A 24,702-nucleotide genomic window follows, 5' to 3' on the forward strand; every position below is an offset into this window, starting at 1 on the left:
CCCCCGCCATGCCCCTCGCGCCCTCCCGGCCCTTCGCCGACGTCTTCGCCCACTTCGGGGTGGCCGAGGGCGACCGTCCCGCCTGCTCGGTCCACCCGCACTCGCCGGTCTTCCGCTGCCGCGTGGCCGGTACGGAAGCGGCGCTGAAGAAGGCCGCCTCGCCGGAGCCCGCGGCGGCGGCCGTCGCCGGCTGGACGCGCGCCCTGGCGGCGCGGGGCGTCGCGGTGGTCACCCCGCTCGACGGGCCGGCCGCGAACCCGGCCCGGATCGGCAAGCAGTCCTGGGTGGCCTACCCCTGGGCTCCTGGACGCCACGGAGAACGACGACTGGGCCGACCCGCACCAGCGGGCCTTCCTCACCGCACTCGCGAGCGCCGGGCCGGACGGCCGTCCCCTACGCCCGGGAACGCCCGAGGGGTGCCCGTGCGATGCTCGCGCGGGCACCCCTCATGGGTGGTGCGGATGGTGCTCAGTTCACCGCGTGGACGACGTCCTTCTCCTCGGCGAAGTGGCACGCCGAGTCGTGCGCGGCCGGGGTGTCCGTCTCCTTGAAGCGCTGCGGGATGGCCAGCAGCGGCTCCTCGGTGGCGCACTTGTCCTGCGCCTTCCAGCAACGGGTGCGGAAGCGGCAGCCGGACGGCGGGTTGGCCGGCGACGGGACGTCACCGGTCAGGATGATGCGCTCGCGGTGCTCGCGCGCGTCGGGGTCCGGCACCGGCACCGCCGACAGCAGGGCCTGGGTGTACGGGTGGGTGGGGTGGTCGTAGATCTCGGTGTCGGAACCGATCTCGGCCATCTTGCCCAGGTACATCACGCCGACGCGGTCGGAGATGTGGCGGACGATCGACAGGTCGTGCGCGATGAAGATGTAGGAGAGGTTGAACTCGTCCTGCAGCTTCTCCATCAGGTTGATGACCTGCGCCTGCACGGAGACGTCCAGCGCCGAGACCGGCTCGTCGCAGATGATGATCTCCGGGTTGAGCGCCAGGCCGCGGGCGATGCCGATGCGCTGCCGCTGGCCGCCGGAGAACTGGTGCGGGTACCGGTTGATGTACTCCGGGTTGAGGCCGACGACGTCCAGCAGCTCCTGCACCTTGCGGCGCCGGTCGCCCTTCGGGGCGACCTCGGGGTGGATGTCGTACGGCTCGCCGATGATGTCGCCGACCGTCATACGCGGGTTGAGCGAGGTGTACGGGTCCTGGAACACCATCTGGATGTTCCGGCGGACCGCCTTCTGCGCGCGGCCGGACAGCTTGGTGATGTCCTGGCCCTTGTAGAAGACCTCGCCCGCGGTCGCCCGCTCCAGGTTCATCAGCAGCTTGGCGACGGTGGACTTGCCGCAGCCGGACTCGCCGACGATGCCCAGGGTCTCGCCCTGGTACAGGTCGAAGGAGACACCGTCGACGGCCTTGACCGCGCCGATCTGCTTCTTGAACAGGATGCCCTGGGTCAGCGGGAAGTGCTTGACCAGGTTGCGCACCTGCAGGATCGGCTCACCGCGCTCGACCGGCTTGGCGAAGGCCGCCTCGACGGCCGCCACCTCGTCCTGGACGTCCAACGGCGCGGCCTCGTCGTTCTTGAGCTCAGCCATGGATCGTCTCCTTCCAGAAGTGGCACGCGCTGCCGCGGCCGGGCAGCTCGCCGCCGTCCCGCTCGGTCACCGGGACCAGCTTGGGCACCTCGGTGCGGCAGATGTCCTGCGCCATCTCGCAACGCGGGTTGAACGCGCAGCCGCTGGGCGTGTGCAGCAGGTTCGGGGGGAGGCCCTTGATCGCGTAGAGCTCCTGGCCCTTCTGGTCCAGGCGCGGGATCGAGGCGAGCAGGCCCTTGGTGTACGGGTGCGCCGGGCGCTTGTAGATCTCGTGGACCGGCGCGGTCTCCACGATCCGGCCCGCGTACATCACGGCGATCTTGTCGGCCACGTCGGCGACGACGCCGAGGTCGTGGGTGATCAGGATCAGACCCATGTTGAACTCGCGCTGGAGCTCCGCCAGCAGGTCCATGACCTGGGCCTGGACGGTCACGTCGAGCGCGGTGGTGGGCTCGTCGGCGATGATCAGGTCCGGCTCGAGGGCCAGAGCCATGGCGATCATGATGCGCTGGCGCATACCGCCGGAGAACTGGTGCGGGTAGTCGTTGACCCGCTGCTTCGCCGCGGGGATGCGGACCCGGTCCATCAGCTCGATGGCCTTGGCCTTGGCTTCCTTCTTGGACAGGCCCTGGTGGACGCGGAACATCTCACCGAGCTGGTAGCCCACGGACAGCACCGGGTTCAGCGAGGAGAGCGCGTCCTGGAAGATCATCGCGATCTTCCGGCCGCGGATCTTCCGGCGCTCCTCCGCCGACATCTTGAGCATGTCCTGGCCCTGGAAGAGGATCTCGCCCTGGGGGATCTTGCCCGGAGGCATGTCCAGGATGCCCATGATCGCCTGCGCGGTCACGGACTTGCCGGAGCCGGACTCGCCCAGCACGGCGAGGGTCTCGCCGGCGTTGACCGAGTAGTTGACACCGTTGACGGCCTTGGCAACACCGTCACGGGTGTGGAACTCCACGTGCAGGTCGCGCACTTCGAGCAGCGGGGTGCCGTCGGCCCCGGCCTCACGTGGGGCCGGGACACTGCTGGTCTGGTCGATGATGGTCACTTGACGACGCCCCTCTCAGCGAAGCTTGGGGTCGAGGGCGTCGCGCACTGCGTCGCCGAGCATGATGAACGCCAGGACCGTGATCGACAGCATCGCGCTGGGGAAGAACAGCACGTGCGGTGCGGTACGGAGTACGTCCTTGGCGGAGGAGATGTCATTGCCCCACGACACGGTCGACGGCGGCAGGCCGATGCCGAGGTACGAGAGCGTCGCCTCGGTCGAGATGTAACCGCCGAGGGCAATGGTGGCGACCACGATCACCGGTGCGACCGCGTTCGGCAGGATGTGGCGCATGAGGATCCGGCGGGTGCCGGCCCCGAGGGCCTTGGCGGCGTGGACGTAGTCCGCCTCCTTCACCGTGATCACCGATCCGCGCATGACGCGGGCGCTCTGGGTCCAGCCCAGCACGCCGAGCGCGACCACGACGGTCCACACGTTGCGGTGGGTGAACGCGTTCAGCAGCACCAGGGCGCCCAGGAGCAGCGGGATGCCGAAGAAGATGTCGGTGATCCGGGAGATCAGGGAGTCCATCCAGCCGCCGAAGTAGCCGGCGAGCATGCCCGCGATACCGCCCGTGACGGTCACGAACAGGGTCACGGCGACACCGACGATGATCGAGGCCTTGGCGCCGTACAGGACGCGGGAGTAGATGCTCCGGCCCTGCACGTCGTAGCCGAACCAGTCCTCGCGGAAGAAGTGGGTGTAGTTCGGCTTCCCGAGGTAGTGCTTGGCCAGGTCGGCGTGGCCCGGGTCGACGGAGGTGAACAGGCCCGGCGCGAAGGCGATCAGCAGCAGCAGGACGATGAGCAGCGCGGAGATCACGAACACCGGGTTGCGGCGCAGGTCCCGCCAGGCGTCGGTCCACAGGCTGCGGGCCTTCTCCCGCGTGGTCTCGGTGGCAAGGAGTTCGACCGCGTCCGTCATCGGGTCGAAGCCGGTCTTGACGGCGTCAGGCATAACGAATCCTCGGGTCCAGGACCGCGTACAGCAGGTCGACGAGCAGGCTGGTCACGAGGTAGACGATGACCAGCACGGTGACGATGCCGACGACCGTGGCATTGTCCGACTGGTTGATGGAGCGGTAGAGCTCGTTGCCGATGCCGTGGACATTGAAGATGCCCTCGGTGACGATCGCGCCACCCATCAGCGCGCCGAGGTCGGTGCCGAGGAACGTGACCACCGGGATGAGCGAGTTGCGCAGCAGGTGGATGCCGATGACACGGCGCTTGGGCAGGCCCTTCGCCACCGCGGTGCGGATGTAGTCCGCCCGCGAGTTCTCGACGATCGAGGTACGCGTCAGCCGCGCCACGTAGGCGAAGGAGAGCGAACCGAGCACGACGCCGGGAAGGATCAGCTGCGCGTAGTCCGTGGAGTCCTGGACGGTCGGGGTGACCCAGCCCAGGTTGTTGCCGAAGACCGTCTGGAACACGTAGCCCAGAACGAAGATCGGCACGGAGATGAGCAGGAGGGTGATGACCAGGACCAGCTTGTCCGCGATCTTGTCGCGGCGCAGGCCGGCGAGGAGGCCGAGGGCGAGGCCGATGACGATCTCGATGGCGAAGGCCACGAAGGCCAGGCGGATCGTCACCGGGAACGCGTCCCCGAGGATGTCGCTCACCTGTCGACCGGTGACGAAGCTCCGTCCGAAGTCGCCGGTGAATATGTTGCTCAAGTAGTGCCAGTACTGGAGCATGACCGGGCGGTCGAACCAGAACTCGTGCTTGATCGCGGCCATGGCCACGGGATCAGCAGGTCTGTCTCCCCACAGGGCCCGGACCGGGTCGCCGGGCAGTGAGTAGACCATCAGGAAGATGAGCAGAGTGGTCCCGAGGAAAACCGGGATCATCTGGAGCAGTCGCCTCGCGACGTAGCGCCCCATCGTGCCTCCATGTCAACGCCGCACGAGCAGCCGGCGAGCCCTCCGCCTTGTGGGAGGGGGGCCCGCCGGCTGCCGCCTGCACGGTGGATGCCATCAGACGCGGATGGCATCGGGGGGGATGACCTAAACGGCCTGATTACTTCTTGAGGACCTCGACGTCCGTGAACGCCGGCTTGCCGAAGGTGTCGTAGGACACGTTCTTGACGTTCTTGGAGTAGCCCGCGTTGGTCTTGTAGTACCAGAGCGGGATCGCCGGCATCTTCTCGAAGAGGGCCTTCTCGGCCTCCTGGTAGAGCTTGACCGACTCGTCCAGCGTCGCGGCCTTGTCAGCCTTGGCGGTGAGCTTGTCGAACGCCTTGTTGGAGTAGCCACCCTCGTTGCCCGCGGCGGTGGTGCCGTACAGGTCCTTCAGGAAGTTGGCGTTCAGCGGGTAGTCCTGCACCCAGCCGGCCCGGTAGAAGCTCTGGACCTTCTTGTTGGTGCGGACGTCCAGGACGGTCTTGAAGTCCGCCTTGGCGTCGGGCTCACAGGTGACGCCGGTGGCCTGCTTGATGTTGTTGCAGACCGCGGTCACCCACTCCTTGTGGCCACCGTCGGCGTTGAAGAGGATCGAGACCTTGCCGTTGGCGCCGCCGGCCTCGGTGATCAGCTGCTTGGCCTTGGCGGGGTTGTAGGTGCAGGCCTCGCCACAGGCGTCCTTCTGGTAGCCCTTGACCTCGGGGGACACGTAGCTGTCCGCCGGGGTACGGGAGCCCTGGAGGGTCGTCTTGGTGATCGTGTCGCGGTCGATCGCCATCGAGATGCCCTTGATGAACTTGTAAGGGTCCTTGAGCTTCTTGATGGTGGGCGAGTAGAACGCCACGGCGATGCTCTGGATGGCACCCTGCGGGGAGTCCACGGCGCGGTCGCCGAGGTCCTGGTGGTAGGTGCCCATGCCGCTCGGCGCCACCTGGTCGAGCACGTCCAGGTTGTTGGAGACGGCGTCGGTGTAGGCGGCCTCAGAGGTCGTGTAGAACTTGAAGTCGACACCACCGTTCTTCGGCTTCGACGGGCCCGCGTACTTGGCGTACGTCTTGACCTGGAAGTCCTTGTTGTGGTCCCACTTCACGAACTCGTACGGGCCGTTGCCGACCGGGGCCTCACCGTACTTCTTCGGGTCGGTGAAGAAGGCCTTCGGCAGCGGGGAGAACGCGCTGTAACCGAGCTTGTACTCGAAGTACGGCACCGGGTTGGCGAGCTCCACCTTGATGGTGTAGTCGTCCGGGGTCGACAGGCCGGACATGGTCTCGGCCTTCGGGGAACCCTTCTCCGGGTGGACATCGGCGTAGCCCTTGATGTCCGAGAACCAGGAGGCGTTCTCCTGCGCGTTCTTCGCGTTGGCGCCCCAGTTCCAGGCGTCGACGAAGGAGTGCGCGGTGACCGGCTCGCCGTTGTGGAACGTCCAGCCCTTCTTCACCTTGATGGTGTAGTGGCTGGCGTCGTCCTGCGTGATGGAGTCCGCGACCAGGTCGTAGAGGGCGCCGGTCTTGTTGTCGAAGTCGACCAGACCGTCGAAGAGAACGTCGGTGATACGGCCGCCGCCGGTCTCCATCACGTTCGCAGGCTGGATCGGGTGCTGGGGCTCACTGCTCTGGTAGCTGAAGACACCCTTGGGGTCCACAGCAGCCTTGCTGCCACCGCTGCCGCTGTCCTTGCCGCCGCCGCAGGCGGTGGCAGCCATGGCAACGACGATCGCACCAACGACCCACTTGGCGCTCTTGGCACCGCGCATGGGTTTGCCTCCTCAGGAGTCACTATCCGTACGTGAAAGGCAGCGGCGATCACTGACACCCCTGACAGTGATACCGGCTGCCTGTGCTCGTGAGTCGGCGCTCCCCATAAGCGCTTGGACCCATTGACCCGAGCTCAACGGCTCCAACTATCGGTCACATTGGGCCGGGGAACCACACACTTGCGATCTCGTTTTGGTCACAACCGGCCCAAAACAATCCCGCAATTCGGACATTTGGATTGTAGACAGACACCGACGAAACGGACTTGTAACACAAGTACCGGTGAACGTCGTCCGCTATCCGGACGTCGGCGAACTGAAAACCAGTTGCCCTCAAAGCGCGTGGATTCCACGCGAATCTACGTCCCTGACGGGCCGCCAGGGAACGAGCTGTCGCGCCCGCGCCAGTGGCGCAACCGCGACACATCGACACCCCAAGGGCCGAATCGCCCACCCGGGACGCTCCGCCGGTGAGTTCGGTCACAACGCGCCGAAAAGCGCCGGTATATGTGACCTGATTCACGGAAATGCAAGCCGCATCGGGATTGATCGGCGCGCATTTCCCGTCATGCCATAAACAGCCACTCGGACATCACGGGAATTCCCGCCCGAACGGCTTCGGCCGCCCCCGGAGGACCGGGGACGTCCGGATCGGCGCCGGGCAGGGCCGGCGGGTGCCCACGAGCCGCGTCACAGGGAACGCGCGAGGGCAACGGCCGGCCGCCGGTACGGCGGGCCGGTCCGTTGCCCTCGGCGGACCTCAGCGCTTGGCGCGGGAGGCGGCGCGGCCGCGCTCCTTCTGGTCCAGGACGACCTTGCGGATGCGGACGGTCTCCGGGGTCACCTCGACGCACTCGTCGTCACGGCAGAACTCCAGGGACTGCTCCAGGGAGAGCTTGCGCGGCGGCACGATGGACTCCGCCACGTCCGCGGTCGAGGACCGCATGTTGGTGAGCTTCTTCTCCTTGGTGATGTTGACGTCCATGTCGTCGGCGCGGGAGTTCTCGCCGACGATCATGCCCTCGTACACCTCGGTGCCCGGCTCGGTGAAGAGCACGCCGCGCTCCTGCAGGTTGGTCATCGCGAAGGCGGTGACCGCACCGGCCCGGTCCGCGACCAGGGAGCCGTTGTTACGGGTGACCAGGGTGCCGAACCAGGGCTCGTGCCCCTCGTGGATGGAGTGGGCGATGCCCGTGCCACGGGTGTTGGTCAGGAACTCGGTGCGGAAGCCGATGAGGCCGCGGGACGGCACGACGAACTCCATGCGGACCCAGCCGGAGCCGTGGTTCGACATGTTGTCCATCCGGCCCTTGCGGGTGCCCATGAGCTGCGTCACGGCGCCCATGTGCTCCTCGGGCACGTCGATGGTGATCCGCTCGACCGGCTCGTGGAGCTTGCCCTCGATCTCCCGGGTGACCACCTGGGGCTTGCCGACGGTCAGCTCGAAGCCCTCCCGACGCATGGTCTCGACGAGGATGGCCAGCGCCAGCTCGCCGCGGCCCTGCACCTCCCACGTGTCGGGACGCTCGGTGGGCAGCACGCGGAGCGAGACGTTGCCGATCAGCTCGCGGTCCAGGCGGTCCTTGACCAGGCGGGCGGTGACCTTGCGGTCCTTGACCGCCGACTTGTCGGCGCCCTTGCCGCCGGGGCCGCGCCCGACCAGCGGGGAGGTGTTGGTGCCGATGGTCATGGAGATCGCCGGCTCGTCCACCGTGATCAGCGGGAGCGCGATCGGGTTCTCCGGGTCGGCCAGCGTCTCGCCGATGGTGATGTCGGGGATGCCCGCGACGGCGCAGATGTCGCCGGGGCCGGCCTTCTCGGCGGGCTTGCGGGTGAGCGCCTCGGTCATCATCAGCTCGGTGATGCGGACGTTCTGGATCGAGCCGTCGCGCTTGATCCACGCGACCGTCTGGCCCTTCTTGAGCTCGCCCTGCTCGACGCGGAGCAGCGCGATACGGCCGAGGAAGTTGTCGGCGTCGAGGTTGGTGACGTGCGCCTGCAGCGGGGCGCTCTCGTCGTACGACGGGGCCGGGACGTGCTCCAGCAGGGTGGAGAAGAAGGGCTCCAGGCTGTCGCTGTCGGCCGGGACGGTGCCGTCCTCCGGCTTGGTGAGCGAGGCCACACCGTCACGCGCGCAGGCGTAGACGATCGGGAACTCGATCTGCTCCTCGGTCGCGTCCAGGTCCAGGAACAGGTCGTACGCCTCGTTGACGACCTCGTCGATCCGGGAGTCCGGGCGGTCCGTCTTGTTGATGCAGAGGATGACCGGCAGCTTCGCGGCCAGCGCCTTGCGCAGCACGAAACGGGTCTGCGGCAGCGGGCCCTCGGAGGCGTCCACCAGCAGCACGACCGCGTCGACCATCGACAGACCGCGCTCGACCTCGCCGCCGAAGTCGGCGTGGCCGGGGGTGTCGATGATGTTGATCGTGATCGGCTCGCCGCCGCTCTTGGGGTGGTACTTCACCGCCGTGTTCTTGGCGAGAATGGTGATGCCCTTCTCGCGCTCCAGGTCGTTGGAGTCCATCACGCGGTCGTCCACGTGCTGGTGCGCGGCGAAGGCTCCCGCCTGCTTGAGCATGGCGTCCACCAGCGTCGTCTTGCCGTGGTCGACGTGGGCGACGATGGCGACATTACGAATGTCGTTGCGCGTGGGCATACTGCGGCGCTTCTCCCGGGTTGGTGGGTGTGGCGGCATACCCTCGTCGGCACACCCGCCGCCGGGCGAGTCAAGCCACGGCCTCACCCCATGGTACGGGGCCCGGACGGCAAAGGCCGCCCGGGCATGATCGTCCGCACCGGGGCCGGGCCCGGGTGACCGGCCCCGGTGAACGGCGGGTTGCCGGGCGTCGTCGCCCTGATACCGCCTCGCCGGTGCGGCGCGCGAGGAGAGCGCGGACCCCGCCGCGGTGACGGACGTCACGGGCGTGAGCGGCCACTCCGGCGGATCGCGCGGCGCGGCCGTGCCGCGACGACCGGCGTCGCGGCCCCGGCGCCCGGCCGACGTGAGCGACCTCCGGGGCGGCCGCTTCCCCTACTTCCTGAAGCCGATGTCCTGGAAGCGCGGCGTCGCGAAGCCGAACGCGCCCGCGTTGAGGACGTCCTTGCGCAGCGCGACCAGCTCGGGACGCTGGTAGAGGGGGATGGCGCCGGCGACCGCCCAGATGCGGGCGTCTGCACGGGCGGCGAAGTCGCGGGCCTTGGCGGGGTCGAGCTCTGCGGCGGCCTGGTCGAAGAGCTGGTCGATGCGGTCGGTGCCGAGCCGGGGGTAGTTCTGCTCGACGATCAGCGACCCGTCCGGCGCGGGTTCGGGCTTGGCGAAGATGGGGCGGGTGTCGGTCGCGGGGTAGGCGGTGCCGGGCCAGCCGTAGAGGGCGAGGTCGAAGTCGCCGGCCGCGACGTGGTCGCGGAAGAAGCTGTCGTCGGCGACCCGCTGCAGCTCCGTGCGCACGCCGATGCCGGAGAGCATCGCGGCGATGCGGTCACCGACCGCGTTCAGGGTCGGCGAGGACCGGGGCAGGACGAAGCGGAGCGTGAGCGCCTTGCCGTCCTTGCGCAGCACCGTCTTGGCGGGCTCGACGACGCTGACCTCGACCTTGTGCACGGGCGCCGCCTGGTTGGGCTCGGCGACCCCGGCCCCGGCGCCCCCGCCCACCCCGGGGGCGAGCGCGGTGCGGCGCCAGCCCGCGTCGGCGAGCAGCGCGCGGGCGGCCTTCGTGTCGGACGTGCCCAGGGCGGAGCTGTGGTCGGCGTACCCGGCCTGCGACAGCAGCAGCAGGTGGTTGCCGAGCGGCTCGTCGGGAAGGCCGAGCGGCGCGAGCACGGACTTGGCGATGGCCCGGCGGTCGATCGCGCGGGCCACGGCGTGCCGCACCCGCTCGTCGGCGAGGGGGCCCGTGGAGCCGTTGAGGGCGAGCTGGGTGTACGAGGCGGCGCGCGTCCGGTAGACCGCCACGTGCTTGCCGGTGACGTCGCGATCGACCTCGGCGACGTCCAGCGCGCCGGAGGCGAGGTCGGCCGCCCGCTGGTGCGCGGGGGTGGCGGTGAACACCAGCTCGGTGAGTTTGGGCCGGTCGCCCCACCACTTGGCGTTGCGGACCAGGGTGACGGACTTCTCGTCCGCGCTGCGGACGGTGAAGGGTCCGCCGGCCACCGGGAGGGCGCGGCGCGCGCTCTCGTTGAACGCCTCGGCGGTGCCGGTGACGGACTTGGGATAGAGGGGGGCGAACAGCGACTGCCAGTCGCCGTAGGACTTGCTGAAGGTGACCCTCACCTCGTGGGCGTCCTTGCCGCTCTTGACGGAGGCGATCCGCTCGTAGCCGGCGTTGCGGGCGGTCCAGTACGCGTCGTCGGTGCCGCGCAGCGCCTTCCACTGGGCGGCGAAGTCGGCGGCCGCGATCGGGCGGCCGTCGCTCCACACCGCCTTGGGATTGAGCCGGTACGACACGACCTGCTGGGGCCGGCTCCGCACGACCTTCGCCGAGCGCAGCAGATCGGTGTCCAGCTGCGGGCGGCCCTTGCCGTCCAGCCGGAACGCGGCCGGAAGCACGGCCCCGGCGACCAGGGAGGTGGCCTGGTTCGCCCCGGCCTGGAAGGTGTTCAGGGTGCCGGGGGCCGCGTCCACGGCCCAGCGCAGGGTGCCTCCGTCGCGTACCCCGTCCCGGGGGGCCGAGGCGAGGTCGGTCCCGGCGAGGGGGTCGTCCTTGCCGGCGGAGCACCCGGCGAGTGCGGCGACCGCGGCGGCGAGTGCCACAGCGGTCGCGGAGCGGATCAGAGTGGCGCTGCGGGCCATGCGTGCGTACCTCCGCCAGGGGGCCATGATCACAGGGCGGTCTATTTGCCGCTTATCGCACCTACTGAAAGCCATTCCGCGACCCGGACAGGGTCAACACGACGCGCGCCCCTCGCCCTCCCACCCACCCGGCGCAACGCGGCTCCGCCCCTGGTCCCGCCCCGCAACGGAGCCCCCCGCACGGGTGCGCTGCCTTCGGGGGAATCGCGCGCCCACGGCGCGTTTGAACGGGGCGCGCGCCACCCATAGGTGGGAGAATCACTGCAGATCTCTTCCCAAGCGCGACTGTGACGCGCGACACTCGCTTGGCGCTAGCGTCGTGCACCCGCAACGTGGCGGAGGTGAGGACAGCCATGTCCCTGCAGGACGATCTTTCATCGGTACAGCGCCGGCTGGACGAACTGGGCCGGGCCGTGTCCAAGCTGGAGCAGCATGTCGGCGACAGCGTGGACATGAGGCGCGTGCGTACCGACACCAAGCACCTCAGCGACGACCTCGCGCTGCTGCGCGACAGCGTCGGCACCACCCCGGCCGGTCAGAAGCCGCGCCAGGAGATGGTGACGATCCCGGATACGCCGTACGACCCCAGTCTCTGGTCCGGCGCGGAAGACGAAGGGCTGGGGGCGCCGGACCGCCGAGCGCCCTAGGGAGTAGTCCTTGGCCACCGACACACAACCGCCCGCTCCACCGACTCCACCCGCTCCACCCGCGCGCCACGGCGTACTTTCCGCCGGGCGCGCGGCCATTCCGGCGCGACATCTGCGCACCGACCGCTGGTGGCTGCAGCCGCTGCTGACCGCGCTCGGCCTGGGCGCCTTCGTCGTCTACTCGACCTGGCGCGCCTTCGCGAACGCGCACTACTACGCGGAGCCGTACGTCTCGCCGTTCTACTCGCCCTGCCTGGGCTCCAACTGCGTGGACATGCCGCTCGGCGCCCGCTGGCCGATCTTCGGCGACTGGTGGGGGCTGTCCCCCGCCCTGCTCGTGCTGATCTTCCCGCTGGGCTTCCGGCTGACCTGCTACTACTACCGCAAGGCGTACTACCGGGGCTTCTGGGCCTCGCCGCCCGCCTGCGCGGTGGCCGAGCCGCACGAGAAGTACACCGGTGAGACGCGGTTCCCGCTGATCCTGCAGAACATCCACCGGTACTTCTTCTACTTCGCGCTCCCGGTCGCCGGGATCCTGACCTACGACGTCGTGCTCGCCTTCCGGGACGGGGACGGGGCGTGGGGCCACATGGGCCTGGGCACCCTGGTGCTGCTGGTGAACATCGCCCTGATCTGGGCGTACACCGTCTCCTGCCACTCCTGCCGGCACATCGTCGGCGGCCGGCTGCGGCACTTCTCGAAGCACCCGGTGCGGTACCGCATGTGGACCGGGGTGGGGAAGCTCAACCGCCACCACATGGGGCTGGCCTGGGCCTCGCTGGTCAGCGTGGCGGTGTCCGATCTCTATGTCTATCTCGTCGCCAGTGGGGCGTTCGACGATCCGAGGTTCTTCTGATGGCACAAGTCGAACGGCACGCGTACGACGTCGTCGTGGTCGGCGCGGGCGGGGCGGGGCTGCGCGCCGCCATCGCGGCCCGCGAGCAGGGCATGCGTACGGCCGTGATCTGCAAGTCGCTCTTCGGCAAGGCGCACACGGTGATGGCGGAGGGCGGCATCGCCGCGAGCATGGCCAACGTCAATCCGCACGACAACTGGCAGGTCCACTTCCGCGACACGATGCGCGGCGGGAAGTTCCTCAACCAGTGGCGGATGGCCGAGCTGCACGCCCGCGAGGCGCCGGACCGGGTGTGGGAGCTGGAGACCTGGGGCGCGCTCTTCGACCGCACGAAGGACGGGAGGATCTCCCAGCGCAACTTCGGCGGCCACGAGTACCCCCGCCTGGCGCACGTCGGCGACCGCACCGGCCTGGAGCTGATCCGCACCCTCCAGCAGAAGATCGTCTCGCTGCAGCAGGAGGACCACCGGGAGCACGGGGACCACGAGGCCCGGCTGAAGGTCCTCCAGGAGTGCACCGTCACCCGGGTCCTCAAGGAGGACGGCCGTGTGTCGGGGGTCTTCGGCTACGTCCGCGAGTCGGGGCGCTTCTTCGTCATCGAGGCGCCCGCCGTGGTGCTGGCGACCGGCGGCATCGGCAAGTCCTTCAAGGTGACGTCGAACTCCTGGGAGTACACCGGTGACGGGCACGCGCTGGCGCTGCTGGCCGGGGCGCCGCTGATCAACATGGAGTTCGTGCAGTTCCACCCGACCGGCATGGTCTGGCCGCCGTCGGTGAAGGGCATCCTGGTCACCGAGTCGGTCCGCGGCGACGGCGGGGTGCTGCGCAACTCCGAGGGCAAGCGGTTCATGTTCGACTACATCCCGGACGTCTTCAAGGAGAAGTACGCCCAGAGCGAGGACGAGGGCGACCGCTGGTACGAGGACCCGGACAACAACCGCCGCCCGCCCGAGCTGCTTCCCCGCGACGAGGTGGCCCGCGCCATCAACTCCGAGGTCAAGGCCGGTCGCGGCACCCCGCACGGCGGCGTGTTCCTGGACGTCTCGACCCGGCTGCCCGCCGAGGTCATCCGGCGCAAGCTGCCCTCGATGCACCACCAGTTCAAGGAACTGGCGGACGTCGACATCACCGCCGAGGCCATGGAGGTCGGCCCCACCTGCCACTACGTGATGGGCGGTGTGGACGTGGACCCGGACACGGCGGCGGCCACCGGGGTGCCGGGGCTGTTCGCGGCCGGCGAGGTGGCGGGCGGCATGCACGGCTCCAACCGGCTGGGCGGCAACTCCCTGTCCGACCTGCTGGTCTTCGGCCGCCGGGCGGGCCTGCACGCGGCCGAGTACACGACCGGGCTCGGCGGCGCGCGTCCCGTCGTCGCGGAGTGGCAGGTCGACGCGGCGGCGGCCGAGGCGCTGCGGCCGTTCAGCGCGGAGGCCGAGACCGTGCCGGACGGCGTGCCGGAGAACCCGTACACCCTCCACCAGGAACTGCAGCAGACGATGAACGACCTGGTCGGCATCATCCGGCGGCAGAGCGAGATGGAGGAGGCGCTGACCCGGCTGGACGCCCTGCGGGTGCGGGCCCGGCGGGCCGGCGTCGAGGGGCACCGGCAGTTCAACCCGGGCTGGCACCTGGCCATCGACCTGCGGAACATGCTGCTGGTCAGCGAGTGCGTGGCCCGGGCGGCGCTGGAGCGCACCGAGTCGCGCGGCGGGCACACCCGGGACGACCACCCCGAGATGGACCGGCGCTGGCGCAAGCTCAATCTGGTCTGCGAACTCGCCGATCCCGAGGACGCGTTCGGCGAGGTGTCGGTCAGGCGGCGCGAGATGGCCCCGATCCGCCCCGATCTGCTCGCGCTCTTCGACAAGGACGAGCTGCTGAAGTACCTGACGGACGAGGAGCTGGACCGGTGAGCACGTACACGGCGCACTTCAGGGTCTGGCGCGGCGACGCCGACGGCGGCGGACTCAGGGACTACCAGGTCGAGGTCAACGACGGCGAGGTAGTCCTCGACATCATCCACCGGCTGCAGGCCACCCAGGCCGGCGACCTGGCCGTGCGGTGGAACTGCAAGGCGGGCAAGTGCGGCTCGTGCAGCGCGGAGGTCAACGGCAGGCCGCGGCTGATGTGCATGACCCGCATGTCGGTCTTCACGCGCGAGGAGACCATCACGGTCACCCCGATGCGGACCTTCCCCGTGGTGCGGGACCTGGTGACGGACGTGTCCTTCAACTACGAGAAGGCGCGCGAGGTGCCGTCGTTCGCCCCGCCCGAGGGGCTGGCGCCGGGCGAGTACCGGATGTTCCAGGAGGACGTGGAGCGCTCGCAGGAGTTCCGCAAGTGCATCGAGTGCTTCCTGTGCCAGAACACCTGCCACGTGGTGCGTGACCACGAGGAGAACAAGAAGGCGTTCGCCGGACCCCGCTTCCTGATGCGGGTGGCCGAGCTGGACATGCATCCGCTGGACGCGGCCGAAGAGCAGGGCATCGACCGCAAGCGCTCCGCCCAGGAGGAGCACGGACTCGGCTACTGCAACATCACCAAGTGCTGCACGGAGGTCTGCCCCGAGCACATCAAGATCACCGACAACGCGCTCATCCCGCTCAAGGAGCGCGCGGTGGACCGCAAGTACGACCCGCTGGTCTGGCTGGGCGACAAGATCCGCCGCCGGTCCTGATCCTCCCCCACGGTCGAGGCGCTGCTCAGAAGAGGCTGAGCAGCGCCTCTATCGTGTCCTCGCCCGTGGTGCCCCCGCCGTTCGCGGGCAGGTCCAGCTCAAACCAGACCGTCTTCCCGCGGTGGGTGCGGCGGGAGCCCCAGCGCGTGCTGAGCAGCGAGACCAGTTGCAGGCCGCGGCCGCCCTCGTCGGTGGCGCGGGCACGCCGGCGGCGCGGCTGGACCAGGGCGTCGTCCCAGACCTCGCAGACCAGCGTGCGGTCGCGCAGCAGGCGCAGCCGGATGTCGCCCTGGCCGTGCCGCAGGGCGTTGGTGACCAGTTCGCTGACGAGCAGCTCCGTGGTGTCGACCAGGGCGGCCAGGTCCCAGGAGATCAGGCAGTCGCGGGCGAGCTCCCGCGCGCGGGCGACCGAGCGCGGGGTGGGCTCCAGCGTCCAGTCGCCGACGGAGTCCGCGGGCAGACCGTGGACGCGGGCCATGAGCAGGGCGATGTCGTCCTCGCCGTGGGCGGTGTCGAGCCGGGCGAGTATGTGGTCGCAGACGTCCTCCAGCGGGCGCTGGGGTTCGTCGAGCGCGGCGCGGAAGGCCCGCAGGCCCTCGTCCAGGGGATGGTTGCGGGACTCCACGAGGCCGTCGGTGTAGAGGGCGAGGAGGGCGCCGTCGGGGAGGTCGACCTCCACTTCCTCGAAGGGCTCTCCGCCGACGCCCAGCGGCATGCCGGTGGGCACCTCCAGCATCATCGCCTGCTCGCCGGGCTCGACGAGGACCGGCGGGAGATGGCCGGCGTTGGCGATGGTGACCCGGCGGGTGATGGCGTCGTACACGGCGTAGACGCAGGTGGCGAGGTACACCTCGGACAGGTCCGAGCCGTCGGACTCCTTGCCGCGCCGGTTGCTGCGGCCGTCGCCGCTGCCGCCGAGGCCGCGGGCGACCTCGTCGAGGGCGGTGAGCACGTCGGCGGGCTCGATGTCGAGCAGGGCCAGGGTGCGTACGGCGGTGCGCAGTTCGCCCATGGCGACGGCGGCGCGCAGACCGCGGCCCATGACGTCGCCGACGACCAGCGCGGTGCGGTGGCCGGGGAGCTCGATGACGTCGAACCAGTCGCCGCCGACCTCGGTCTCCATGTTGCCGGGCAGGTAGCGGCAGGCGATGTCGAGGCCGGCGGCCTCGGGGTTGCCGGGCGGGAGCAGGCTGCGCTGCAGGATCAGGGCGCGCTCGTGCTCGCGCCGGTAGAGCCGGGCGTTGTCGATGAAGATCGCGGCGCGGGCGGCGAGCTCCTCGGCGAGCATCCGGTCGCGCTCGGAGAACGGCTCGCTGCCCTTGGCGCGGGCGAACTGCACCAGGCCCAGCACGGTGTCGCGGGCGACGACGGGCACCGCGAGGGTGGACTGGACGAGGCCGCCGCCGAGTTCGCCGAGCTCCACGTCCGGATCGCCGCCGTCGGCGCCTATGACCTGGGTCTGCGCGGTGCGCAGCGCGCCCGCCCAGGGGGAGTTGAACGGGTAGCGGTGCACGGCGCCCACCGACACCGGGCCGCCGGCGTGACCGCCGTCCAGGGGGGCCACGGGCGCGTCGGAGACGGCGCTGGCGAAGGCGACCCGGCGCACCTCGCCGCTGCCGTCGGCGGTGCCGACCGGGCCCTCCTCGCCGGCCAGCAGCGCCTGGTAGAGGTCGACCGAGGCCAGGTCGCAGAAGTGCGGCACGGCGACGTCGAGCAGCTCGCGCGCGGTGGTCTCCAGGTCGAGGGAGCTGCCGATGCGCCGGCTCGCCTCGTTCAGCAGGGCCAGGTTGCGGCGGGTGTGCGCGGCCTCCCGCTCGGCGCGCTGGCGCCCGGTGACGTCCTGGGCGAGTCCGGCGACTCCGATGGGACGGCCGCTGCCGCTGTGCAGCCGGTAGAGGGAGATCGCCCAGCGCCTGCGGTTGTTGGTGCCGGATCCCGAGGGGACGGTGCCGACGATCGTCATGTCCAGGACCGGGTCGCCGCTGTCGAGCACCTGCTTCAGCGCGGCGGTGAGCCGGTCGGCCTCGACCCGGGAGAGGAAGTCGTGCGGGCCGCGGCCGTGGTGGTCGCCGGGGGTGCGCCCGAAGACGGTGGCGAAGCGCTGGTTGACGCGGAGCAGCTTCAGGTTGGTGTCGAAGAGGATGAAACCCATCGGCGACTGCCCGAACACCGCCTGGGAGGAGGCGAGATCGGTCTCGATCTGGCGGAGGACGCGGACGTCGACGGCGATGCACACCGCCCCGCGCCCGCCGGTCTCGCTCCGTGAGGGCATCACGTAGACCTCGGCCAGGCCCTCCTGGCCGGCCTTGTCGCGGTAGGGGACGGTGCCGATCCACTCGCGCCCGTCGAGGATCTCCGCGATCCGCTCGTGCGCCCGGGTGCGCCGGTCCTCGGGGACGAAGGCGGTGATCGGGTCCTGGCCGAGCGCCTCCGCGGCGGGTACGCCGAAGAACTCCTCCGCGCGCTCGCTCCACTGCTCGATCCGCCCGTCGGGACCGAGGGAGAACGAGGCGACCCGGATGTAGTCGTAGAGGGAGCCGGGCGGACTGGACTGCCAGGCGCTCCGCATCATGGCCTCAGGGTTCCGGGGCCCAACGACCCCCGACGGCTCATCGCTCACGCCCGACCCCTCCAGCTCACACATACGGACCGGCTGGTGCCGAGTATTCAGCATTACCCCCGTTCCGCACATGCACTTGTCGATCACAGCATCATCTCGAGGCGTACGAATTCCGCCGACGCCCCACTTCAACTACCCTGCTCCGGCGCGCCGAACCGTGCGTGACCGGTCATCCCGAGGGGACGCCTCCGGCGGTGGCCTGGGCGGGCAGCGGCAGCTCGAACCAGACCGTTTTGCCCAGCGGCCCGTGGCGGGTGCCCCACCGCCGGGAGGCGCGGGCGACCAGCTGAAGTCCGCGGCCCCCCTCGTCCTCCGCGCCCGCGGAGCGCTCCCGGGGCGGATCGGGCAACGGGTCGGAGACCTCGACCAGCAGCGAACTGCCGCGGACCATGCGCACGCCGATGGGCCCGTGGGCGTGCCGCAGGGAGTTGGTGACCAGTTCGCTGACGAGCAGCGCGGTGACGTCGGTCAGCTCCCGCAGCCCCCAGTCCGCCAGCGTCTCGCCCACGCGCCGCCGTGCCCGGCGCACCGCGCTCGGCTCGGCGGTGAACGTCCAGAAGGCGGTGCTGCCCTCGGGGAGTCCGCCGAGCCGGGCCACCAGCAGGGCCACGTCATCGGGTTCGCGGCCCTGGGCGGGGGTGGCCAGCAGGTCGTCGCAGGCCTCCTCCAGGGAGCGCAGCGGCCGCCGGCTCAGCACCGAGCACAGCCGGTCCATGCCGGTCCCGATGTCCTCCCCGCGGGCCTCGACCAGGCCGTCGGTGTAGAGCACCAGCACGGCGGAGTCGGGCACCTCCAGCTCGACCGACTCGAATTCCACTCCGCCGACGCCGAGCGGCACCCCGGCCGGGGACTCCAGCAGCCGTGCCTCGCACACCCCGCGGGGGCCGGGTTCCACCAGGACCGGCGGCAGGTGACCTGCCCGGGCCACGACGAGCCGCCGCGTGGAGGGGTCGTAGACGGCGTACACGCAGGTCGCCGTCCAGCCCTCGGCCGTACCGGCGGCGAGGTCGTCGCCGAGGTCGTCGATCCGGCGCAGCAGTTCCTCCGGGGCCATCTCCAGCGCGGCCAGGGTCCGTACGGCGGTGCGCAGCCGTCCCATCGTGGCGGCCGCGCGCAGCCCGTGCCCGATGACGTCCCCCACGACCAGCGCGACCCGGCCGCCCGCGAGCGGGATGACGTCGAACCAGTCGCCGCCCGCGGCCGCGCCGGTACTGCCGGGCACATAGCGGAAGGCGAGGTCGACGCCCGGCGGCTCGGGCACGCTCTGCGGCAGCAGGCTGCGCTGCAGCATCAGGGCGCCCTCGCGTTCGCGGATGTAGAGGCGGGCGTTGTCCAGGGCGGCGGCGGAACGGTCGCAGAGCTCCATGGCGAGGGCGACGTCGTCCTGGTCGAAGGGTTCACGCCCGCCGGCCCGGCTGACCACCAGCAGGCCGAGGACGATGCCGCGGGCCCGCAGGGGGGCCACCATCAGCGAGTGGATGTCCAGGTCGAGGGCGGCCTGCACCTTGGGGTCGCCGGGGAAGGTGGCGACGGTGTCGCGCAGTTCGTCCGCGCTGCGCACCAGAGCGGGCCGGGCGCTGTGCAGCACCGAGCCGAAGACCGAGGCCCGGTCGACCTGGATGACCTTGCCGATGCCGAGCATCCGGTCGACCTGCGGGCCCTCCTTGATCGCCCCGATGCCGAGCTGACGCATCTCGGTGCGCTCCCCGTACGGCGCGCCGGGCAGTTCCCCGCCGTCCGGCACGGCCGCGTGCAGGATCACCCCGCTGTAGTCGCTGAACCGCGGCACCACCGTGCGGGCCAGCTCTTCGGCGATCCGGCGCACGTCCAGCAGGTCGGCCAGGCGCGAGCCGACGTCGTTGAGCAGCGCCAGCCGGCGCCGGGTGCGCTCGATCTTCTCGGCGCTCTGCTGACGCTCCGTCACATCCATCACGGTGCAGCTGATGCCGAGTACGCGGCCCGCGCGGTCCTCCAGCCGGTGGTACGACACCGAGCGCCATCCGCCGGCCGGGCCGGGCACCACCACGTCGATGACCGGGCGCCCGGTGGCCAGTACGTGCCGCTGCAGGGTGGCGAGCTCCTCGGCGGCCTCCGCGGCCACGATCTCCTCGACGCGGTGGCCGAGTGTGTCCTCGGCGGGGACCTCGTTCATCCGGGTCAGGGCCTCGTTGACGCGCACGTAGCGGAGTTCGGTGTCGAAGATCGCGACGCCGAGGGGCGAGGAGTCGAAGAGCGAGTCCAGTGCCGCCAGATCGTGCTCCATACTGCGGATCCGGCTGGTCTCGGCGATCGACACCAGGACGAAGGGCCGGCCGTCGCCGTCCACCAGCAGCGACGCCCTCGCCTCGACCTGCACCCGGTGGCCGTCACGGTGCCGGACGGAGAGGATGCCGTCCCAGCGGCCCGAACGGAGCAGCTCGGCGAGGATCCGCTCGGCGGGGCCGGGCCGGGGCACCGAGGCCATCCGGCGGGCGGCGGGCCGGGCCGCCCGGGACGCGCCCTCCCCGGGGTCGATCAGGGCGGAGACCCGGCGGCCCACGATGTGCTCGCCGGCCCAGCCGAGCATCTCCTCCGCGAGGGGGCTCCACAGCAGCACGCGGCCGGAGGTGTCGAGCATGACGACGGCCAGCCGCAGCGTGTCGAGGAGCGTCCCCGAGGCCGTCGGGCCGCCCGCCGGCGGATCCGCCCGTCCGGGCTGGAGCCCTGCGTGGGCGCGCACGTGCGCGACCGAGGACTCGGGGTGTCCCGGGTCCTCGCCCTTCCCGGTGCCGTCCTCGCTCCCGCTCACGTGTGGGGACCCCAGACCAATGCAGGGCCACCGGCTCCCGGCCGGCGGACCGTCGGCGGATCAATCCCCACATACCCGATATTCCGCACCGCGTATCCCGCCCCGGGGCGCTCGGGGACTCCCGCGGGACGGTCAGGCCCCGGCGCGTCCCTCGGCCGCCCGGGCCGCGGCCCAGGCGGCGGCGGGGCGGTCCTGGTCGAGCCAGTCGACGTCGTGGAGGCGGTCGGGGGTGAGCCAGCGCAGCTCGTCGTGGTCCTCCAGCGGCCGGGGCACTCCCGACACGATGCGGGCGGTCCACACCTGCAGGACGTAACCGGGTTTGAGCGGCCACTCGCCCGGGACCCGCTCCAGCGCCTCTGCCTCCACGCCCAGTTCCTCGCGGAGCTCGCGCACCAGCGCCTGCGGCGCCGTCTCCCCCGGCTCCAGCTTGCCGCCGGGCAGCTCCCAGCGTCCCGCCAGCTCGGGCGGCGCGCTGCGCCGCGCCGCGAGCAGCCTGCCCCGGTCGAGCACGGCCGCGCCGACCACCACCGTCACATCGCGCGTCGTCATACGCGGCACCCTATCCGTGACGTGCGGTTACGAGGCGCGCCGGTCGATCCGCTCGACGAGGTAGAGCTGCTTGTGCCCGCGCGCGTCCAGGGTGTCGGCGACCCGTTCGGCCTCCTGCCGGGTGGCGTAGCGGCCCACCCGGTAGCGGTTGCCGTTGTCGTCCTGGCGTATGACGACCCAGACCAGCTCGCTCATCGGATCTCCTCCAGGTGCGCGACATTGGCCCGGTCGTCGTCCGCGCCGCTCGGGGCTCCGGCGAGCCAGGCGTCGAGGATCTCCTTGAGCAGGGGCTCACTGGTCAGGCGCAGGCTCAGGGCGAGGGCGTTGGCGTCGTTCCACTTGCGGGCGCCGTCCGCGGAGTACGCGTCGACGCACAGGGCGGCACGGACCCCGGGCACCTTGTTGGCGGCGATGGAGGCGCCCGTGCCCGTCCAGCAGCACACGACGGCCTGGTCGGCCCGGCCCTCCGCGAGGTCCCGGGCGGCGTTCTCGGCGCTCCAGGCCCAGTCCTTGCGGTCGCCGGCGCGGAGCGCGCCGTAGGCGATGACGGTGTGGCCGCGGCGGCGCAGTTCGTCGACGACCAGCCGCGCAACCGGCTCGTCCATGTCCGAGGAAACGGCGATGCGCATATGCCGGAGCCTACGCCCGAACGTGACGCGCCGGACACGTTCGGGCGGTATTCGACTCGATCGGGCCATGTTCGATTGGCAGTTGACTCAGAAGGGACTCTCGCCCGAGCCCCCGTGCCTCCGTGCGCGCCCCGGCGCCGCCCCTACGACCCGCGCACCGTCGGCATCGGCAGGACGACCGGCTCACCAGCGGGCTTGCGGGTGCAGGCGCCGTGACATCCGGCGTCCAGGCTGCAGCACAGCGAGCACACCGGACCGGAGTGGACCGGGCAGTCGGCGATGTCGGGCAGGTCGTACGCCGTCTCGCAGACCGCGCAGGTGTGCGTGGCGGTGGCGTCCGCGGCGCCGACGGCCGCCGGGCCGGCCGCTGCGCTTCGGCGCCCGGCCGGGCGTGGCCGCGTCCGTCATCGATGATTCCTGTCATCCGATCGGAATTCCGCTTCGGACGAGGAAGGTATGAGCGGGACATGACGAACCGTCACCGACCGGGGCCGCCGGACGGTGACGGCTGATGACCGTGGGTTACGCCGGGGTCACTTGACCGGCATCCGGTACGACACCCGGTAGCGGTCGGCCGGGACGACGATGTCCGCGGTCTCGACGGGCAGCCCGGAGGCGTAGTACGTACGGCGGATCTCGATGACCACGTGTCCCGGCACGCCGCCCAGGACCGCGGTCTCCTCCGCGAGGCCGGGCCGGGCACCGACGTCCTCGGCGACGTTGTCCACCACGATGTCGAGCGCGGCCATGCGCTCCACCACGCCCTGACCGGCCAGCGGGCCCTCCTCCGGGAGCAGCACGGGCGAGCGGCCGGTCACCGACAGCGGCTCCCAGGAGGTGGCGAGCATCATCGGCTCGCCCTCCGCCCGGTAGAGGTAGCGCGTGCGCATCACCCGGTCACCGGGCTTGATGCCCAGCCGCTCGGCGATCCGCGCGTTCGCGGAGTCCTGGAAGCTGTTCGACTCCCAGGTCCCCTTGAAGCCCTCGTCGGCCTGCTCCTGCCGGAACGGCGTCGCCTGCCCGCTGCCCGGCCGGTAGCCCGTGCGCACGATCAGCCGCGGGTCCGGACGCTCGCGCACATACGTCCCCGAGCCGGACCGCCCCTCCACGAAGCCCTCGGCCATCAGGACCTTGCGGGCCTCCAGGGCGACGGTGTCCGAGACCCCGTACTCCGCGCGGATACGCGCCTGCGACGGCAGGCGGGTGTGCGGAGGGAGGCTGCCGTCGAGGATCTTCCGGCGGAGATCCTCGGCGACGCGCAGATACGCGGGCTGCTCACCGAAAGGCACGTGGCCCCTCCCTCGGTTTGACTGTGTGCAACAGCTTGACAACTCAGGGTTGCCACCCGCAAGCCTTACCCAAGGCTTTACTCGTGTCGCGTCACCCGGGCAGCAGATCGAAAGCCGCCAGCACCACCCGGGCGTGTTGCTCCGCCTGGTGGCGCACCGGTATCCAGCGGGCCCGGTGCGCGGTCCCGTACGCCAGGCACCAGTCCGCGACCAGCCGCTCCAGCAGCTCGCGCACGGCCACCGCCGCGGCCGGCGCCGGGTCCACGGTACGGGCCACCCGCAGCAGCATCGCGGCGGCGCGCAGAGGCAGTCGCTGCGCGTAGATCTCGACGCTGCTGACCCGGGCCCGGGTCATCGGGGGCAGCGGTGGCGCGGCCGCCGTGCGCAGCGCCGGGTCCCAGTCGACGGCCAGCGCCGGGCCGACCGCGACGATCTCCTGCGCGGCGCGCAGCAACGGCCCGCCGTCACCGGGCAGGTAGGGGCGCACGTCGCCGATGAGCCCGCCGACCAGGAGGCTGGCGCGGCGCAGCGCCTCCCCCGCGGTGCGCAGGGCGACGTCGGCACCGGGGTGCGGGGAGGTGTCCGCGGCACGGTCGCACGCCCACATGGGCACCTCGGCGATCGCGGTGACACCTCCGTACCGGTGGGCGTACGTCCAGGTCGAGTTGGAGGCGTCCTCGCGCGGGCCGCCCGGCGGCGGCAGCACGTACACCCCGGGGCCGGGGCTCGGCCAGTGGAAGGCGTCGGAGGATCCGGCCTCCAGCGGGATGTCGAACTCGGCGGCGGACTTGGCGATCCGCTCCGCGAGCCGCGGGATGTCCCGGGTCACCTGGATGAAGCTGCCGCCGACGTCGATGCCGTGCAGCGAGCACTGCAGCACCGGCCGCAGCTCGTCGATGACCGAGATCAGCGCACGGGTCTCGGGCAGCGCCCCTTCCAGCGTGCCGTCGTCCGGGAGCCACTCGGGCTGCTCGGCGGCACGCGGACGGAAGAAGTGCCGGTAGTGGCCGAGCATGGTGAACCGGCCGTCGGGGACCGCCTCGTTGAGCCGGGCGCCGTCCGGATCCGCGCAGAGCAGGAAGTGCCAGGCCGCGTCGGCTCCGTCGCGCAGCACGGGGTCGGCGGTGACCCGCCGGGCCAGGAGCAGCACGGTGGCGCCGCCGACCATCTCGTTGGCGTGCGGGCCGGCGACCACCAGGACGTTGCGCGATCCGTGGCCGACGGAGAGCAGCAGCAGCGGCTCCCCGGCCCGGGAGACGCCCACCGTCCGCAGCCGGCACACGTCGGGCCGGCGAAGGGCCAGGGCCCGGGCCGCCGCGGCGACCTCGTCCACGGTCGGGTAGCGGTCGCCGACAGCGGTCTCCCCCGGAGATGTCATGCAGCCCCCCGCATCGGTCCCTACGTTCAGGTTCGGATTGTTCCAATCCGAACTGACCCGGGGCTAGAGCGCGTAAGGGGGCTGTCCGACCGGACACGGAGGAGGGGCGAGTTCGAGCATGCCGGGGGACAGGTCGATGCCGACGACGTCGAAGGCCGCGTCGCTCAGCTGCCGGGCGGTGGGAAGGCC

Annotated in this window: 18 protein-coding genes; 4 read left to right on the forward strand and 14 right to left on the reverse strand. The window is 71.0% G+C overall.

From position 1 onward, the window contains the following. Positions 1-468: 468 nt before the first annotated feature. The 7 genes from ACWDAS_RS34850 to ACWDAS_RS34880 all read right to left on the reverse strand — a co-directional run bounded on the left by ACWDAS_RS34850 (position 469) and on the right by ACWDAS_RS34880 (position 11,080). On the reverse strand, positions 469-1,590 hold the full coding sequence (locus ACWDAS_RS34850; protein ID WP_450398846.1) for an ABC transporter ATP-binding protein: 1,122 nt from the start codon (positions 1,588-1,590) through the stop codon (positions 469-471). After that, a complete protein-coding gene (locus ACWDAS_RS34855) occupies positions 1,583-2,641 on the reverse strand; it encodes an ABC transporter ATP-binding protein (protein WP_450398848.1) in 1,059 nt (352 codons plus the stop codon). Before ACWDAS_RS34855 ends, ACWDAS_RS34850 begins: the two co-directional genes overlap by 8 nt. Before the next feature lie 15 nt (positions 2,642-2,656). After that, the gene (locus ACWDAS_RS34860) at positions 2,657-3,598 is read right to left on the reverse strand and encodes an ABC transporter permease (RefSeq protein ID WP_450398850.1); all 942 of its coding nucleotides are present in this window, start codon (positions 3,596-3,598) and stop codon (positions 2,657-2,659) included. Then, positions 3,591-4,520 (reverse strand): ABC transporter permease, encoded by a 930-nt coding sequence (locus tag ACWDAS_RS34865; protein WP_450398851.1) that lies wholly within the window; start codon positions 4,518-4,520, stop codon positions 3,591-3,593. The genes ACWDAS_RS34860 and ACWDAS_RS34865 overlap by 8 nt, the downstream gene beginning before the upstream one ends. A gap of 136 nt (positions 4,521-4,656) precedes the next feature. Then, positions 4,657-6,291 (reverse strand): peptide ABC transporter substrate-binding protein, encoded by a 1,635-nt coding sequence (locus ACWDAS_RS34870; protein WP_450398853.1) that lies wholly within the window; start codon positions 6,289-6,291, stop codon positions 4,657-4,659. Between the two features lie 760 nt (positions 6,292-7,051). Then, positions 7,052-8,947, reverse strand: a complete 1,896-nt coding sequence (gene typA, locus ACWDAS_RS34875; RefSeq protein WP_450398855.1) for a translational GTPase TypA — start codon at positions 8,945-8,947, stop codon at positions 7,052-7,054. Positions 8,948-9,322: 375 nt separating this feature from the next. After that, positions 9,323-11,080 carry an ABC transporter family substrate-binding protein gene (locus tag ACWDAS_RS34880; RefSeq protein ID WP_450398857.1) on the reverse strand — a complete coding sequence of 586 codons (1,758 nt, stop codon included), beginning with the start codon at positions 11,078-11,080 and terminating at the stop codon, positions 9,323-9,325. Between the two features lie 353 nt (positions 11,081-11,433). Here ACWDAS_RS34880 and ACWDAS_RS34885 point away from each other — a divergent pair, with 353 nt between their 5' ends. From ACWDAS_RS34885 to ACWDAS_RS34900, 4 genes are read left to right on the forward strand one after another with little or no spacing between them, the layout of a single operon-like run. Next, positions 11,434-11,727: a hypothetical protein gene (locus tag ACWDAS_RS34885; RefSeq protein WP_450398858.1), complete on the forward strand. Its 294-nt coding sequence runs from the start codon at positions 11,434-11,436 to the stop codon at positions 11,725-11,727. A gap of 10 nt (positions 11,728-11,737) precedes the next feature. Beyond that, positions 11,738-12,583 carry a hypothetical protein gene (locus tag ACWDAS_RS34890; RefSeq protein ID WP_450398860.1) on the forward strand — a complete coding sequence of 282 codons (846 nt, stop codon included), beginning with the start codon at positions 11,738-11,740 and terminating at the stop codon, positions 12,581-12,583. After that, positions 12,583-14,496: a fumarate reductase/succinate dehydrogenase flavoprotein subunit gene (locus ACWDAS_RS34895; RefSeq protein ID WP_450398861.1), complete on the forward strand. Its 1,914-nt coding sequence runs from the start codon at positions 12,583-12,585 to the stop codon at positions 14,494-14,496. The genes ACWDAS_RS34890 and ACWDAS_RS34895 overlap by 1 nt, the downstream gene beginning before the upstream one ends. Further along, positions 14,493-15,260: a succinate dehydrogenase/fumarate reductase iron-sulfur subunit gene (locus tag ACWDAS_RS34900; protein ID WP_450398862.1), complete on the forward strand. Its 768-nt coding sequence runs from the start codon at positions 14,493-14,495 to the stop codon at positions 15,258-15,260. The genes ACWDAS_RS34895 and ACWDAS_RS34900 overlap by 4 nt, the downstream gene beginning before the upstream one ends. Positions 15,261-15,285: 25 nt before the next feature. On the opposite strand, the gene ACWDAS_RS34905 is transcribed toward ACWDAS_RS34900, so the two are convergent. From ACWDAS_RS34905 to ACWDAS_RS34935, 7 genes are all read right to left on the reverse strand, one after another. Further along, positions 15,286-17,832, reverse strand: coding sequence for a SpoIIE family protein phosphatase (locus ACWDAS_RS34905; RefSeq protein ID WP_450398864.1), 2,547 nt, complete (start codon positions 17,830-17,832; stop codon positions 15,286-15,288). Positions 17,833-18,049: 217 nt separating this feature from the next. After that, the gene (locus ACWDAS_RS34910) at positions 18,050-20,668 is read right to left on the reverse strand and encodes a SpoIIE family protein phosphatase (RefSeq protein ID WP_450398866.1); all 2,619 of its coding nucleotides are present in this window, start codon (positions 20,666-20,668) and stop codon (positions 18,050-18,052) included. Positions 20,669-20,800: 132 nt separating this feature from the next. Beyond that, positions 20,801-21,217: a (deoxy)nucleoside triphosphate pyrophosphohydrolase gene (locus ACWDAS_RS34915; protein ID WP_450398868.1), complete on the reverse strand. Its 417-nt coding sequence runs from the start codon at positions 21,215-21,217 to the stop codon at positions 20,801-20,803. 27 nt (positions 21,218-21,244) lie between these two features. After that, positions 21,245-21,412, reverse strand: coding sequence for an SPOR domain-containing protein (locus tag ACWDAS_RS34920; protein WP_143681566.1), 168 nt, complete (start codon positions 21,410-21,412; stop codon positions 21,245-21,247). Further along, positions 21,409-21,846, reverse strand: a complete 438-nt coding sequence (locus tag ACWDAS_RS34925) for an RpiB/LacA/LacB family sugar-phosphate isomerase (protein WP_450398869.1) — start codon at positions 21,844-21,846, stop codon at positions 21,409-21,411. The genes ACWDAS_RS34920 and ACWDAS_RS34925 overlap by 4 nt, the downstream gene beginning before the upstream one ends. 533 nt (positions 21,847-22,379) lie before the next feature. Then, on the reverse strand, positions 22,380-23,135 hold the full coding sequence (locus ACWDAS_RS34930; protein WP_450398870.1) for a GntR family transcriptional regulator: 756 nt from the start codon (positions 23,133-23,135) through the stop codon (positions 22,380-22,382). Positions 23,136-23,226: 91 nt separating this feature from the next. Then, positions 23,227-24,513, reverse strand: coding sequence for a M14 family zinc carboxypeptidase (locus ACWDAS_RS34935; protein ID WP_450398871.1), 1,287 nt, complete (start codon positions 24,511-24,513; stop codon positions 23,227-23,229). Between the last annotated feature and the right edge of the window lie 189 nt (positions 24,514-24,702).

This window comes from Streptomyces sp. NPDC001070, assembly GCF_053598835.1.